This window comes from Oryzomicrobium sp. (assembly GCF_036820405.1).
GTDB lineage: Bacteria > Pseudomonadota > Gammaproteobacteria > Burkholderiales > Rhodocyclaceae > Oryzomicrobium.
Genome location: NZ_DAISLS010000004.1, coordinates 162,246 through 177,568 on the forward strand (window position 1 = coordinate 162,246; position 15,323 = coordinate 177,568).

Genomic DNA, 15,323 nt, shown 5'->3' on the forward strand with positions numbered 1-15,323 from the left:
CCCGTTGCGGCATCGCGGGGAGGAGCCGCGCTTACAGGTGGTAGGCGGACTCGCCGTGGGAGGTGATGTCCAGGCCTTCCCGCTCTTCTTCCTCGGGGACCCGCAGGCCGATGAACATGTCCACCAGCTTGTAGGCGACCAGGGCGACCACGCCGGACCAGACCAGGGTCACGCCCACGCCGGTCAGCTGCACGATCACCTGGTCGGCGATGGAGTAGGAGTCGGCGACCTTGTTGGCGACGTAGTCGTAGATGCCGGCACCGCCCAGGGCAGGGTCGGCGAACACGCCGGTGAGGACCGCGCCGAGGATGCCGCCCACGCCATGGACGCCGAACACGTCCAGGGAGTCGTCGGCACCGATCAGGCGCTTCAGGCCATTGACGCCCCACAGGCAGACCACGCCGGCCAGCAGGCCCAGGACGATGGAGCCGATGAAGCCGACGAAGCCGGCGGCCGGGGTGATCGCCACCAGGCCGGCCACGGCACCGGAGGCGGCGCCCAGCATGGAGGGCTTGCCCTTGATCATCCACTCGGCGAAGACCCAGGAGAGGGCTGCGCAGGCGGTGGCCACCCAGGTGTTGAGGAAGGCCAGGGCGGCGGAGCCGTTGGCTTCCAGGGCGGAACCGGCGTTGAAGCCGTACCAGCCCACCCACAGCAGGGAGGCGCCGATCATAGTCATGGTCAGGCTGTGCGGGGCCATGGACTCGCGGCCGTAGCCGACGCGCTTGCCCACCAGGATGGCGCCCACCAGACCGGCCACGGCGGCGTTGATGTGCACCACGGTGCCACCGGCGAAGTCCAGTGCGCCCTTCTGGAAGAGGAAGCCGGCCGTGGCGTTGAGCTTGTCGGCGGAGGCGGCATCCAGGTAGCCGTCCGGACCGGCCCAGTACCACACCATGTGGGCCATTGGCAGATAGGCCAGGGTGAACCAGATGGTGATGAACAGCAGCACCGCGGAGAACTTGATGCGCTCGGCGAAGGCGCCGACGATCAGGCCGCAGGTGATGCAGGCGAAGGCCCCCTGGAAGGCGATGTAGGCCATTTCAGGCACCACCACGCCCTTGCTGAAGGTCGCCGCCAGGCTGTCCGGCGTCACGCCCTTGAGGAACAGCTTGTCGAGGCTGCCGAAGAAGGCGTTGCCCTCGGTGAAGGCCAGAGAGTAGCCGTAGATCGTCCACAACAGGGTCACCAGGGCGAAGACCATGAACACCTGCATCAGCACGGAGAGCATGTTCTTCGAGCGCACCAGGCCGCCGTAGAAGAGCGCCAGGCCGGGGATGGACATCAGCATCACCAGCGCGGTGCTCATCAGCAGCCAGGTGGTATCGCCCTTGTTGGGCACCGGTGCCGGCGCAGCGGCCGCCGGTGCTTCCGCCGCCGCAGCGGCGGCAGGGGCGGTGGTTGGAGCAGGAGCCGCCGCGGCAGCGGGTGCCGCGGCGGGTGCAGAGGCCGCCGGAGCGGGAGAGGCCGGCTTGTCGTCGGCAAAGGCCGGGGAGGCGAACGCCACCGTTCCGACCAGAGCCAGGGCGAGGCCGAGGCGTGCAAAGAGCCGTTTCATCGTGGAACTCCCTTTAGAGGGCGTCCTCACCGGTTTCGCCGGTGCGGATGCGGATGACTTGTTCGAGCGGGAAGACGAAGATCTTCCCGTCGCCGATCTTGCCGGTGCAGGCCGACTTCTCGATGGCTTCCACCACCTGGTCGAGGATCTCGTCGCGCACGGCGGCTTCGATCTTCACTTTGGGGAGGAAGTCGACCACGTATTCGGCGCCCCGGTACAGCTCGGTGTGCCCTTTTTGCCGGCCGAAACCCTTGACCTCGGTCACGGTGATGCCCTGCACGCCGACGGCGGCGAGGGCTTCCCGGACTTCGTCAAGCTTGAACGGCTTGATGATGGCGGTAACCAGTTTCATGGTGTGCCTCTGCGGTGAAGTTAGAACGTGCGGGAAACCGACAGCACGGCGGTGGCCTTGCCGCCATCGTGCTTGCTGGTGCTGGCGTTGCCGTCGGTATCGACGGTCTTGGCCAGGCAGTAGGGATTCACACCGGTGCTGTTGCAGCTGCCCTTGGCGTTGGTATCCACGTAGGCGAGGCCCACCACCCAGCCGCTGAAGTCCTTGGTGACGCCGACCTTCCAGTCGGTGTAGTCGCCGTTGTTCACGTTCCGGTAGAACAGCTGGCCGACGTGGGCATTAAGGCCCCAGCCGTTGCCCAGGTCGTAGTTGGCCGACAGGTCCAGGTAGGAAGTGCCGGCGGTGCTGCGGCCGGTGGCGTTGCCAGACGAGTCGATGCCCTTGGTGGCGAAGTAATCGTCGATGGCGTAGGAGTACTTCAGGCTGAGGAACTTCCACGAACCGCCCACATACAGTTCCTTGTTGGTGACGGTGTCGCCGCCGGTCTTGCCGACCAGGGGACCCTTGGCGGAACCGGGGTAGTAGTAGAGGATCGCGCCCACATCCACGCCGAAGTCACCGAAGGCCTGCTTCCAGCCGCCATAGAGGTCCATCTCCAGGTTGCCGCCGGGGTAGCCGGCGCCGGAGGTGACGTTGGAGTTCCAGTTGCCCACGTAGAAGCCGCTGGAGTGGGAGTAGTCGAAGCCGCCTTGCAGCGCGGGATGACCGTTGGTCTGGTCGATGCCGCGGAACCGGTAGCTGGAGAACAGGCCCACGTTGGCGGTCAGGGTATGGGGGCTGGCCGGGTCGGCAGCGGGGGCTGCGGCATCGCCAGCGGACTGGGCGAAGGCCGGCAGGGCGCCCAGGCCCAGGGAGGCGACGGCAACGGTGAGAAGGGTTTTGCGCATGTTGGACTCCTTTGTCTCAGCAAGTGAAAAAACTACAACGCGGTATGAGCACGCTCTGTGCCAGTTTGGAAAGTGCCTAAAAATCAAACGGATGCTGCGTTGGCTTGTATGCTGGAAGACGAATCCGCACCGCTGCGGCGCGAACATCATGGCATACGCACCATGACGGTGCGAAGCTCTGTTGCGGGGTGAATAACGCTCTGCCGGCTCTGGTACAGAGGCTCTCCACCGCCGCGGCAAGGCCCCGGCCGGCAGCCCGTTCGACGTTGGCAGCCCTCCCGGGCGGGCCGGGAAGGCGGGCAGAGCATCCCCCGGGCGGAATAAAAATGGACTCAAGAGAAAGGACGGGCACGTAAAAACCGCGTCATGGCGTCGCCGCCCCGAAATTGGCCGCCAAGGCTTGCCGGCGGGCGGAAACGGCCCCCTGTGCTACACTCAAAAACAGTGCCGCAATGCTTCTTTTAAGGATGTTGTCATGATAGACCCGAAGGCTTTCGAAGAGTTCTCCAACCGCATGAGCGCCATGTTCGCCGCCTCCCCCGCGGCCGACATCGAAAAGAACGTGCGCAGCCTGATGAGCGGCTTCTTCAGCAAGCTCGACCTGGTCAGCCGCGAGGAATTCGACATCCAGAGCCAGGTGCTCGCCCGCACCCGGGAAAAGCTCGACGCCCTGGAAGTCCGGGTCGCCGAACTGGAAAAGCAGCTCGGCGCCAAGGGCTGACCCCGCCATGGCCGGCGCGCTCCGGGAGCAACGGCGGGCTACTGGGCGCGCCCTGTCTGGGGTGCTGTTGGCCGCGCTGACCCTGGCCATCGGCCCCGCCACGGCGGCGCCGGAGCATTTCACCATCGACCCGGCCCACACCTTTCCCCAGTTCGAAGTCAGCCACCTGGGCTTTTCCCTGCAACGGGGGCGGTTCGACCGGACCCGGGGCACCTTGGTCCTGGACCGGGAGGCCGGGCGGGGCGAGGTGGACGTGACCATCGAGGCGGCCAGCGTCGATACCGGGCTGGACGCCCTGGAAAAGGCCCTGCGCGGCGATTCCTTCTTCGCCGTGGAGCGCTACCCCACCCTGACCTTCCGTAGCCGTCAGATGTATTTCCGCGACGGCCGCCCGGTAGGGCTGGACGGGGAGCTGACCCTGTGCGGCGTGACCCGGCCCGTGTCCCTGGTGATCGACCACTTCGCCTGCGGCACCCAGCCCCTCACCCGCCAGGCGGTGTGCGGCGCCAATGCCCGGGGCAGCCTGCGCCGTTCCGAGTTCGGCATGGCCGCCTACCTGCCCTTCGTCGGCGACGAAGTGGCGATCGCCATCCAGATCGAAGCCATCCGCGACCCGGTGCCATGACCCTGGCCCTCGTCCACAGCCGCGCCCTGGCCGGCGTGGCCGCCCCGCCGGTGACGGTGGAGGTGCACGTGGCCAACGGGCTGCCGGCCTTCTCCCTGGTCGGCCTGCCCGAGGCCGAGGTGCGGGAATCCCGGGAGCGGGTGCGGGCGGCCCTGCTCACCAGCGGCTACGACTTCCCGGCCCGGCGCATCACCGTCAATCTGGCCCCGGCCGACCTGCCCAAGGATTCGGGCCGCTTCGACCTGCCCATCGCCGTCGGCCTGCTGGCCGCCTCCGGCCAGTTGCCCACCAAGGGATTGGACCAGGTGGAACTGGCGGGGGAGTTGTCCCTGTCCGGCGAACTGCGCCCGGTGCGCGGCGGCCTGTCCATGGCCCTGGCGGCCCGGGACGCGGGGCGCGCCCTGGTGCTGCCCGCCGCTTCCGCCGCCGAGGGCGTGCTGGCCCCGGGCAGCGCCGTGCTCGCCGCCGGCACCCTGGCGGCGGTGTGCGCCCACCTGACCGGCCAGGCGAGCCTGGCGCCCCCGGCGGTGGCCCCGGCGCCGCTGCCTGCTTATCCAGACCTGGCCGACGTGAAAGGCCAGGCGGCCGCCCGCCGCGCCCTGGAAATCGCCGCCGCCGGCGCTCATGCCCTGTTGCTGGTGGGGCCGCCGGGCACCGGCAAGTCCATGCTTGCCGCCCGGCTGCAAGGCATCCTGCCGCCCCTGGATGAGGACGAGGCCCTGGAATCGGCGGCCCTGCTGTCCGCCGCCGGCCTGTTCGACCCGGCCGTCTTCGGCCGTCGCGTGCAACGTTCGCCGCACCATTCCGCATCGGCCCCGGCCCTGGTGGGGGGCGGCAACGACGCGCGCCCCGGCGAAATCTCCCTGGCCCACGCCGGCGTGCTGTTCCTCGATGAGCTGCCCGAGTTCGACCGGCGCGTCCTCGAATCCCTGCGCGAGCCCCTGGAAAGCGGCCGCATCCAGGTATCCCGGGTGGGGCGGCGGGCCGACTACCCGGCCCGTTTCCGCCTGGTGGCGGCCATGAACCCTTGCCCCTGCGGCTACCGGGGCCACCCGCAGCGCCCCTGCCGCTGCACTCCGGACCAGGTGGCCCGCTACCGGGGCAAGCTGTCCGGCCCCCTGCTCGACCGTCTCGACCTGCAAGTCGAGGTGCCGGCCCTGGGGGCGGCGGAACTGGCTGCCGCCCGGCCCGGCGAAGCCAGCGCGACGGTGGCCGCCCGGGTTGGCGCCGCCCACGCCCGGGCATTGGCGCGCCAGGGCTGCGTCAATGCCCGCCTGGAAGGCGAGGCCCTGGCCCGCCATGCCGCCCCGGACGAGGCGGGGGCGGTGCTGCTGGCTCAGGCGGTGGAACGGCTGGCCCTGTCGCCCCGGGCCTACCACCGGGTACTGCGGGTTGCGCGTACCATTGCCGACCTGGCCGGCGCGGCGCGCCTCCAGCCGGCCCATGTAGCCGAGGCCCTGGCCCTGCGGCCGAGCGCCTGATCCCGGACGGCTTGCCGCCGGACTGTGCGTTGCCGGACTGCTCCGCTGCACCTGCGTGACGCCGCCGCCGCCGTCGGTCGGCGCAACACCCGGGCCCGCCAAGGTCCGCGCCAGTATTGGGTTTCCCGATAGGCCCCGGCGCAATGCCCGAGAAAAATCGAAGGGACGCAACGCCGCGCCGCAGAATCCGCCCAGCCTGCTGGTGCCGCCACCGCGTCCCCGTTCCCATCCCGTGGTCCCGCCTGGCGTGGCCGCCCTGGAGTCCCCATGTCGTTCGCCGCACCCCCTCCCGCCGTCCCGCACACCGCACCCCCCCGCAGCCTGGCCTTGCTGCTCGCCGCCATGGCGGCCCTGGGGCCGTTCTCCATCGACACCTACCTGCCCTCCTTCCACGCCATCGGCGCCGACCTGGGGGTCGGGGAGCTGGCGGTACAGCAGACCCTTACCTACTACCTGGCGCCGTTCGCCATCATGACCCTGTGGCACGGCGCCCTGTCCGACGCCTTCGGGCGCAAGCGGGTGGTGCTGGCCGGCTTCGCCCTGTTCGCCCTGGCCTCCCTGCTGTGCGCCCTGGCGCCGCGCATCGAGGTGCTGTGGCTGGGGCGGCTGCTTCAGGGGGTGACGGCGGGGGCCGGCATCGTCATTTCCCGGGCCCTGATCCGGGATTTGTTCGAAGGCGCCCAGGCCCAGAAGCTGATGGCCCACGTAGCCATCATGTTCGCCCTGGCGCCGGCGGTGGCCCCGGTGATCGGCGGCTGGCTGGACACCCTGTTCGGCTGGCGCGCCGTGTTCCTGTTCCTCACTGCCTTCGCCCTGGCGCTGTTCGTCCTGTGCTGGCGGCGCTTGCCCGAGACCCTGCCGGTCCACCGGCGCCAGCCCTTTTCCGCCGCCTACCTGGCGCGGGCCTACCGCCACGCCTTCTCCCAGCCGGCCTTCATGGCCGCCTGCCTGGGCGTCGGCTTCTTCTTCATGGGCTTCTTCCTCTACGTGCTGTCGGCCCCGGTATTCCTGATGCAGCACCTGGGCCTGGGGGAAACCCAGTTCTACTGGCTGTTCGGCCCAGGCATGGGCGGGCTGATGGCGGGCTCCTGGCTGTCCGGCCATCTGGCCGGGCGGCACAGCCCGCGCCAGCTGTTGCGCCTGGCGATGGCGCTGATGGGGGCGGCGGCCCTGGCCAACCTGACGGTGTGCCTGGCCCTGCCCTCGGGAGTGCCCCAGAACGTGCTGCCCATCGGCCTGTACACGGTGGGCATGTCGGTGTCGATGCCGGTGCTGACCCTGCTCGCTCTGGACCTGTACCCAGAGCAGCGGGGCCTGGCCGCCTCGGTCCAGTCTTTCGTCCAGTCGGCGATCAACTCCTTGGCCTCCATCGCCCTGGCTCCCCTGCTCTGGGATTCGCCCTTGCACCTGGTCTGGGGCCAGTGCGCCCTGTTCCTGCTGGGGGCGGCGATGGTGGCCTGGCACTTCCGGGCCGCCCGCGGCGGCTGATGGACCGACTCCCCCGGGCCGGAGAATGCCGTTACGATGTGGCAAGGCGGCCGCGCATCCACCCCCGCACCGCCCGCCACTGCCTGTCTAACGAGATTGCCCCATTCATGCGCTCCCCCTTTCTTTCCTGGCTCGCCCGCTGGCGGCCCTTCTTCCTCGGCGCCCTGGCCCTGGTCGGCTGCGACGCCGCCCGGCTCGACGCCATCGTGCCGGGCCAGTCCACCACTGCCGACGTCATCCGGCACTGGGGCGAGCCGCCGGGGCGCTGGGACAACGACGACGGCAGCGTCACCTGGGAATACCCCCGGGGCCCCATGGGCACTGCCACCTACCTGATCACCCTGGGGGCCGACGGCGTGGTGCGGCGGGTCGAGCAGGCGCTGACCGAGGCCAACTATGCGCGCATCCGCCCCGGCATGAGCCATGACGAGGTGCGCCGCATCCTCGGCAGCCCGGGCAGCACCACCGTCTTTCCCCTCAAGCAGGAAGAGGTGTGGGACTGGCGCATCGCCGGCGACCTGCAATGGGAGGAATGGCACCTGTACGTGAACTTTGGTCTCGACGGCCGGGTCAGAAGCACGTCCAAGGCCATGATTCAAAAAGGATAAGGGGCGGCCCGCCCTTGACAGGGGCGGCCTGGCCCCCTACCCTCCTGCCTTTGCGCCGATTTGAGCTCAGCTTGCGGGCGCGTTACAAATACCGCTAAAGCGACGTGCCAACCCGCTCGCCGCCACGCTGAGCGGGTTTTTGCTTTTGGAGCCTCCATGTCCGCGCCCCACGCCGCCTCCCTGTTCGCCCCCGCCCTCCAGCCCGACCGCACCGCCGAGCTGACCGCCCTGATGCAGCAGCGCATCCTGGTGCTCGACGGCGCCATGGGCACCATGATCCAGCGCCACAGCCTGGGCGAGGCCGACTACCGGGGCGAGCGCTTCCGCGACCATCCCAAGGACTTGAAGGGCAACAACGACCTGCTGCTCTTGACCAAGCCCGAGGTGATCCGCGGCATCCACGCCGAGTACCTGGCGGCCGGCGCCGACATCCTGGAAACCAACACCTTCAACGCCACGTCCCTGTCCCAGGCCGACTACGGTCTGGAAGCCATCGTCTACGAGCTGAACGTGGCCGGCGCCCGCCTGGCGCGCCAGGTGGCGGACGAATACACCGCCACCAATCCGGCCAAGCCGCGCTTCGTCGCCGGGGTGGTGGGCCCCACCTCGCGCACCGCCTCGATCTCGCCGGACGTGAACGACCCGGGCTACCGCAACGTCACCTTCGACGAACTGGTGGAAAGCTACACCGAGGCCGTGCGCGGCCTCACCGACGGCGGCGCCGACATCCTGCTGGTGGAGACGGTGTTCGACACCCTCAACGCCAAGGCCGCCCTGTTCGCCATCGAACAGTTCTTCGACAGCGTCGGCCGACGCTGGCCGGTGATGATTTCCGGCACCATCACCGACGCTTCCGGCCGCACCCTGTCGGGCCAGACCGCCGAGGCCTTCTGGAACTCCCTGTCCCATTCCCGGCCCTTGTCCTTCGGCCTCAACTGCGCCCTGGGGGCCAAGGAGCTGCGCCAGTACGTGGAAGAGCTGTCCCGGGTGTGCGACTGCTTCGTCTCGGCCCACCCCAACGCCGGCCTGCCCAACGCCTTCGGCGGCTACGACGAGACCCCGGAACAGCTGGCCGAGGAGATCGCCGACTGGGCCAGGCATGGCTTCGTGAACATCGTCGGCGGCTGCTGCGGCACCAGCCCGGACCACATCGCCGCCATCGCCAAGGCGGTGGGCAGCCTTGCCCCCCGCGCCGTCCCCGCCATCGCGCCCCAGTTGCGCCTGTCCGGTCTGGAGCCGTTCAACGTCGGCCCCGACAGCCTGTACGTGAACGTCGGCGAGCGCACCAACGTCACCGGCTCGAAAGCCTTCGCCCGCATGATCCTGGAAGGCCGTTTCGACGACGCCCTGGCGGTGGCCCGCCAGCAGGTGGAGAACGGCGCCCAGGTGATCGACATCAACATGGACGAGGCCATGCTGGACTCCGTGGCAGCCATGGAGAAATTCCTCAAGCTGATCGCCTCGGAGCCGGATATTTCCCGGGTGCCGATCATGCTCGACTCCTCCAAGTGGGAGGTGATCGAGGCCGGCCTCAAGTGCATCCAGGGCAAGGGCATCGTCAACTCCATCTCCATGAAGGAAGGGGTGGAGAAATTCCTGGAGCAGGCCAAGCTGGCCCGCCGCTACGGGGCCGCCGTCATCGTCATGGCCTTCGACGAGACGGGCCAGGCCGACACCTACGCCCGCAAGATCGAGATCTGCAAGCGGGCCTACGACCTGCTGGTGAGCATTGGCTTCCCGGCCCAGGACATCATCTTCGACCCGAACATCTTCGCCATCGCCACGGGCATCGAAGAACACGACAACTACGCGGTGGATTTCATCAACGCCACCCGCTGGATTCGCCAGAACCTGCCCTACGCGCAGATTTCCGGCGGTGTTTCCAACGTCTCGTTCAGCTTCCGCGGCAACGACCCGGTGCGCGAGGCGATCCACACCGTGTTCCTCTACCACGCCATCCAGGCCGGTATGACCATGGGCATCGTCAACGCCGGCATGCTCGGCGTGTACGACGACCTGGCGCCGGAACTGCGGCAGAAGGTGGAAGACGTGGTCTTGAACCGCCACCCGGGCGCTGGTGAGGCCCTGGTGGAGTTCGCCCAGACGGTGAAGGAAGGCAAGGCCAAGGACACCGGGCCGGACCTGACCTGGCGCACCCTGCCCGTGGAAAAGCGCCTGGAGCACGCCCTGATCAAGGGCATCACCGACTTCGTGGTGGCCGACACCGAGGAAGTGCGCGCCGCCCTGGCCGCTGCCGGCAAGCCGCCCCTGGCGGTGATCGAAGGGCCGCTGATGAACGGCATGAACACCGTGGGCGACTTGTTCGGCGCCGGCAAGATGTTCCTGCCCCAGGTGGTCAAATCCGCCCGGGTGATGAAGCAGGCCGTGGCCCACCTGATCCCCTACATCGAAGAAGAGAAGGCCCGCACCGGCGCCTCCTCCAAGGGCAAGATCGTCATCGCCACGGTCAAGGGCGACGTGCACGACATCGGCAAGAACATCGTCGGCGTGGTGCTCGGCTGCAACGGCTACGAGGTGGTGGACCTGGGCGTCATGGTGCCCGCCGACAAGATCCTGCACGCCGCCAAGGAGCACGGCGCCCAGGCCATCGGCCTGTCCGGCCTGATCACCCCGTCCCTCGAAGAAATGAGCCACGTCGCCGCCGAGATGGAGCGCCAGGGCTTCGCCGTGCCGCTGCTGATCGGCGGCGCCACCACCAGCCGGGCCCACACTGCCATCAAGATCGCCCCCAACTACAGCAAGCCGGTGGTGTACGTGCCGGACGCCTCCCGGGCCGTGGGCGTGGTCACCAGCCTGCTCTCGGAAACCCAGTCCGCCGACTACCAGGCCCAGGTGGCGGCCGAGTACGAAAAGCTGCGCGAACTGCACGGCAAGAAGAAGGGCATCCCCCTGGTGTCCCTGGAGGCCGCCCGGGCCAATCCGATCAAGCTCGACTACGCCCCGGTGGTGCCCAAGAAGCTCGGTGTCACCGCCCTGCGCGACGTGGACCTGGCCACCCTGGCCAAGTACATCGACTGGGGCCCCTTCTTCCAGACCTGGGACCTGGCCGGCGCCTTCCCCAAGATTCTCGACGACGCCGTGGTGGGCGAGACCGCCCGCCAGGTGTACGCCGACGGCCAGGCCATGCTGGAAAAGATCGTCGCCGAGAAGTGGCTCACCGCCCACGCCGTGTTCGGCCTGTTCCCGGCCAATGCGCTGGGGGACGACATCGCCTTCTACGCCGACGAAACCCGCGCAGCGCCGGTGTTTACCTGGCACGGCCTGCGCCAGCAGCAGGAGCGTCCGGACGGCAAGCCGCAGCAGTGTCTGTCCGACTTCGTCGCGCCTCAGGCGAGCGGCATCAAGGACTACGCCGGGGCCTTCGCCGTCACCGCCGGCCTGGGCATCGAGGCCAAGCTGGCCGAGTTCGAGGCCGCCCACGACGACTACCACGCCATCATGCTCAAGTCCCTGGCCGACCGCCTCGCCGAGGCCTGCGCCGAATGGCTGCACGAGCGGGTGCGCAAGGAGTACTGGGGCTACGCCAGCGACGAGGTCCTGTCCAACGAGCAGCTGGTGCGCGAGGAATACAAGGGCATCCGCCCGGCACCCGGCTACCCGGCCTGCCCGGACCACACCGCCAAGGGCGGCCTGTTCGCGCTGCTCGACGCTCCCCGCAATGCCGACATGGGCCTCACCGAGTCCTACGCCATGACCCCGGCAGCAGCCGTTTCCGGCTTCTACCTGGCCCATCCGGACGCCCACTACTTCGCCGTGAGCAAGATCGGCCGCGACCAGCTCGAAGACTGGGCCCGGCGTGCCGGTTTCAGCGTGGACGAAGCTGCCCGCTGGCTGGCCCCGCTCCTCTGAGCGCCGGCGCTCCTTCCCGGTCCTGGCGCGGCGGCCCATGCCGCGCCAGGACGGCCTCCCGTTTTTGCTGCACTGCCAGACAACCGCTTTTCCCCTGGTGACATAATGGTTTTGCCATGGCGCCACCCATGGGGTGCCGCCGGGCTAATTCCACCGGTGGGGGCCATTGCATCGACGCCTGCCGGGTCCAGAAGAACGAGGAGGCTGAAATGAGTCAAAAACTGGCATACGTCACGGGGGGAATGGGCGGCATCGGTACCGCCATCTGCCAGCGGCTGCACAAGGATGGGTTCAAGGTCATCGCCGGCTGCGGTCCGACCCGGGACCCCCGGCAGTGGCTGGAAGAACAGAAGGCTCTCGGCTTCACCTTTTACGCCAGCGCCGGCAACGTCGGCGACTGGGAGTCCACGGTGGAAGCCTTCGCCAAGGTCAAGGCCGAGCACGGGCCGGTGGCGGTGCTGGTGAACAATGCCGGCATCACCAAGGACGGCCAGTTCCGCAAGATGAGCAAGGCCGACTGGGACGCGGTGCTGTCCACCAACCTGGACAGCCTGTTCAACGTCACCAAGCAGGTCATCGACGACATGATCGAGGCCAACTACGGTCGCATCATCAACATCTCGTCGGTGAACGGCCAGAAGGGCCAGTTCGGCCAGGTGAACTACTCCACCGCCAAGGCCGGCATCCACGGCTTCACCATGGCCCTGGCCCAGGAAGTGGCGGGTAAGGGGGTGACGGTGAACACGGTCAGCCCCGGCTACATCGGCACCGACATGGTCCGCGCCATCCGCCCCGAGGTGCTGGAAAAGATCGTCGCCACGGTGCCGGTGAAGCGCCTGGGCGAGCCGACCGAGATCGCCTCCATGGTGGCCTGGCTGGCTTCGGCCGAGGGGGGCTACGCCACCGGTGCCGACTTCTCGGTCAATGGCGGCCTGCACATGGGTTAAGGCTCACCGGGACACGGCATCTTCACCGTTTGCCATCCACCACCGGGCCGGTGGCCGTCCCTTCCGGGGCGGGCCGGCCCGTTCTTTTTGCCCGGTTGCCGCAAAGCCGTCATCAAAATGGCGCGGGCCGCCTACAATAATGGTTTGACGATTCCACCCCACCCGCAGCACACGGACAGCCCATGACTTTCAAGGTATTCATCGACGGCCGCCACGGCACCACCGGTCTCAAGATCGACGAACGGCTGTCGATCCGCCCGGAAATCGAAATCCTCACCATCCCCGAGGCCCAGCGCAAGGACCCGGCGGTCAAGGCCGAGTACATCAACAGCGCCGACGTGGTGTTCCTCTGCCTGCCCGACGCGGCCTCCCGGGAATCCGTGGCCCTGCTCAAGCCGGGCAACACCAAGACCCGCTTCCTCGACGCCTCCACCGCCCACCGCACCCACCCGGACTGGGTGTACGGCCTGCCCGAACTCAACGGCGGCCAGCGCGAGCGCGTCAAGAACGCCCAGAAAGTGGCCGTGCCCGGCTGCCACGCCAGCGGCTTCATCATGCTCATGGCCCCCCTGGTGGCCGCCGGCATCGTGCCCAAGGACTACCCGGTCAGCACCTACTCCATCACCGGCTACAGCGGCGGCGGCAAGGAAATGATCGCCAGCTATGAAGAGCCGGCGACCCTGCCCGAAGCCATGAAGAGCCCGCGCTTCTACGCCCTGGGCCTCACCCACAAGCACCTGCCGGAAATGCAGATGCAGACCGGCCTGGCGCACCAGCCCTTGTTTACGCCCATCGTCGGCAACTTCGCCCAGGGCATGGTGGTGGCGGCGCCCCTGCTGCCGCGCATGCTGCCCAAGGCCGTCACCCCGGCCGACGTCCAGGCCTTCTACAGCGAGTTCTACGCCGGCGAGGTATTCGTCAAGGTGATGCCCCTGGATGCCGCACCGGTGCTCGACAACGGCTTCCTGCCGGCCACCGCCTGCAACGACACCAACCGGGCGGAAATCTTCGTCTTCGGCCACGGCGACCAGATCCTGCTTGCCTCCCGCTTCGACAACCTGGGCAAGGGCGCCTCCGGCGCCGCCATCCAGTGCATGAACATCATGCTCGGGGTGGATGAGACGACCGGGTTGGCGGCGTAAGCGCTCGATCCCGAGCGACAAAAGAAACGGCCGGACTGGCGAACCAGTCCGGCCGTTTCCATTTACGGGGCTGAGACCGTCAGAACTTGTACTGCACGCCGGCGCTGAGCATGCGGGCGTTGGTGTCGGTGGCCTCGTCGTTGCTCTTGGTGATCTTCGGGTACCAGTCGGCGTTCACGCGCAGGCTGACGGCCTGGGTGAGCTTGTACAAGGCGCCGATGCCGAAGGTGGGGTGGGTCTGGTTGTCCTTGCCCTGGTAGGCGTCGTCGGGAGAATCGCTGGTGCGGTTGAGCTTGGTGTGCACGAAGGCGACGCCGGCCTTGCCGGTCAGGGTGAAGGCGTCGTTGAGCGGCAGGTAGCCCTGGGCGGCCAGGACGAAGGCTTCGTTCTTGACGGTCAGCCGGCTGGTTTCGCCGGTGGTGCCGCGCACCAGGTTGTAGCTGGGCTTGCCGAAGTTGACGTAGGACGCTTCGACGCCGACGTAGGTGTTGAAGCGGTAGCCGACGCCCAGGCTGTAGCCGAGCTTGTCGGTGGAATCGCCGGTGATGATGGTGGCGTGCTCGGTGTTCTTGGTGTCCAGGGTGGTGTGCGCCTGGCCCAGGGAGGCGGTGAGGTACAGGCCGGTGCCCTCGGGGGCGGCCAGGGCGGCGGTGGCCATGGTCAGGAGGGCAGCGGCGCAGGCTGTCTTGATCGTATTGTTCATGGTGTCGATGCGTCGGGGTTGGAAAGCAGTGAAGGGGCGACACCGCCGCGCGCAGGGAACGGGCTTTCCCAGCGGCGGGCGTGGTCAGGCGGCGGATTCTCGCCGGCAGGGGCGGTGGCCCTCAACTGCAATAACTTACAACGGGGGCAAGGGGGAAAAGCGGGAGGGGAGGCGTGGGAGAGGCAGGAGGCCGCCTCACGGCGAGACCAGCCCCAGGGCGATGGCCCGGGCCACGGCCTGGCGCCGGTTGGTGACCTGGAGTTTTTCCACGGCGAGGCCGATGTGGTAGACCACGGTCCGTTCGGCGATCTTGAGAATCTGGGCGATTTCCCAGGAGGTCTTGCCCACGGCAGCCCAGTGCAGGCATTCCCGTTCCCGGGTCGTCAGGCTGACCGTGACGTAGGTGCCCTGGCTGTCGGTCAGCTTGCCCCAGGCTTCCTGGACGTAGCAGGCGAGCAACTGGGCAAAGCCCAGGGCGTTGAGGATGTCGCCCCGGCTGCGGGCCGGGGTGCGGTCGTTGGCCAGGCTCAACACGCCGATCTGACGCTGTCCCTGGGTGCTCACCGTCACCCCGCTGCGCAGGCCCGCGTCGGCCGCCTCGGCAAAGATGCGGCGCTGCATCGGATCGTCCAGGGCGTCCACCTCGGGCCACACGATGGGCACAGCCTTGCGCTGGCGGATGGTGTGGGTGATGACCGGATCGTAGGCCAGGTAGTTGTTGGCGTCGTAGCGAGCCTGCCACTCGGCCGGGTAGGCGTTGAGCATGCGGATGGCGGGTTCCGCCGGTTTGGGCGCCAGGTTGAGCACGCCGCAGGCGAAATGGTCGAAGCCTCGGCTTGCCACCAGGGTGCGCAGGCGGGTTTCCAGATCGCCCAGGGTCGGGACGGTCAGCAGCCCCTCCAGCTGCGCGAGCGCCGCAGTGTGATCGTCGTCCATGCTGG

The 15,323-nt window shown here is 68.3% G+C and carries 13 protein-coding genes; 8 read left to right on the top strand and 5 right to left on the bottom strand.

The genetic code is table 11. The features are described 5' to 3' along the window. Nucleotides 1-31: 31 nt before the first annotated feature. Genes V7Z98_RS04970 through V7Z98_RS04980 form a run of 3 tightly spaced genes read right to left on the bottom strand, consistent with a single transcriptional unit; the run spans nt 32 to nt 2,797 of the window. Nucleotides 32-1,558: an ammonium transporter gene (locus V7Z98_RS04970; protein WP_293260847.1), complete on the bottom strand. Its 1,527-nt coding sequence runs from the start codon at nt 1,556-1,558 to the stop codon at nt 32-34. A gap of 13 nt (nt 1,559-1,571) precedes the next feature. After that, nucleotides 1,572-1,910, bottom strand: coding sequence for a P-II family nitrogen regulator (gene glnK, locus V7Z98_RS04975; protein ID WP_054619821.1), 339 nt, complete (start codon nt 1,908-1,910; stop codon nt 1,572-1,574). Nucleotides 1,911-1,930: 20 nt separating this feature from the next. Next, nucleotides 1,931-2,797: a TorF family putative porin gene (locus V7Z98_RS04980; RefSeq protein WP_334157200.1), complete on the bottom strand. Its 867-nt coding sequence runs from the start codon at nt 2,795-2,797 to the stop codon at nt 1,931-1,933. Between the two features lie 475 nt (nt 2,798-3,272). On the opposite strand from V7Z98_RS04980, the gene V7Z98_RS04985 reads away from it, so the two are divergent. The 8 genes from V7Z98_RS04985 to argC all read left to right on the top strand — a co-directional run bounded on the left by V7Z98_RS04985 (nt 3,273) and on the right by argC (nt 13,679). Beyond that, nucleotides 3,273-3,518, top strand: coding sequence for an accessory factor UbiK family protein (locus V7Z98_RS04985; RefSeq protein ID WP_293260834.1), 246 nt, complete (start codon nt 3,273-3,275; stop codon nt 3,516-3,518). Between the two features lie 7 nt (nt 3,519-3,525). Continuing rightward, a complete protein-coding gene (locus V7Z98_RS04990) occupies nt 3,526-4,143 on the top strand; it encodes a YceI family protein (protein ID WP_334157201.1) in 618 nt (205 codons plus the stop codon). After that, nucleotides 4,140-5,624, top strand: coding sequence for a YifB family Mg chelatase-like AAA ATPase (locus V7Z98_RS04995; protein WP_334157202.1), 1,485 nt, complete (start codon nt 4,140-4,142; stop codon nt 5,622-5,624). The genes V7Z98_RS04990 and V7Z98_RS04995 overlap by 4 nt, the downstream gene beginning before the upstream one ends. Nucleotides 5,625-5,891: 267 nt before the next feature. Beyond that, a complete protein-coding gene (locus V7Z98_RS05000; RefSeq protein ID WP_334157203.1) occupies nt 5,892-7,112 on the top strand; it encodes a multidrug effflux MFS transporter in 1,221 nt (406 codons plus the stop codon). Between the two features lie 107 nt (nt 7,113-7,219). After that, nucleotides 7,220-7,720, top strand: a complete 501-nt coding sequence (gene bamE, locus V7Z98_RS05005) for an outer membrane protein assembly factor BamE domain-containing protein (RefSeq protein WP_293260757.1) — start codon at nt 7,220-7,222, stop codon at nt 7,718-7,720. Between the two features lie 156 nt (nt 7,721-7,876). Beyond that, entirely contained in the window at nt 7,877-11,590 is a 3,714-nt protein-coding gene (gene metH / locus V7Z98_RS05010) for a methionine synthase (protein WP_334157204.1), read from the top strand. 209 nt (nt 11,591-11,799) lie between these two features. Continuing rightward, nucleotides 11,800-12,537 (top strand): acetoacetyl-CoA reductase, encoded by a 738-nt coding sequence (gene phbB / locus V7Z98_RS05015; RefSeq protein ID WP_293260751.1) that lies wholly within the window; start codon nt 11,800-11,802, stop codon nt 12,535-12,537. A 182-nt stretch (nt 12,538-12,719) separates the two neighbouring features. Then, complete coding sequence (gene argC, locus V7Z98_RS05020; RefSeq protein ID WP_334157205.1) at nt 12,720-13,679, top strand: N-acetyl-gamma-glutamyl-phosphate reductase; 960 nt, start codon at nt 12,720-12,722, stop codon at nt 13,677-13,679. Nucleotides 13,680-13,758: 79 nt separating this feature from the next. Here the strand turns inward: argC and V7Z98_RS05025 are convergent, their stop codons facing one another. Then, a complete protein-coding gene (locus V7Z98_RS05025) occupies nt 13,759-14,382 on the bottom strand; it encodes an outer membrane beta-barrel protein (protein WP_334157206.1) in 624 nt (207 codons plus the stop codon). A 195-nt stretch (nt 14,383-14,577) separates the two neighbouring features. Continuing rightward, entirely contained in the window at nt 14,578-15,318 is a 741-nt protein-coding gene (locus tag V7Z98_RS05030) for a LuxR family transcriptional regulator (protein WP_334157207.1), read from the bottom strand. Nucleotides 15,319-15,323: the final 5 nt, after the last annotated feature.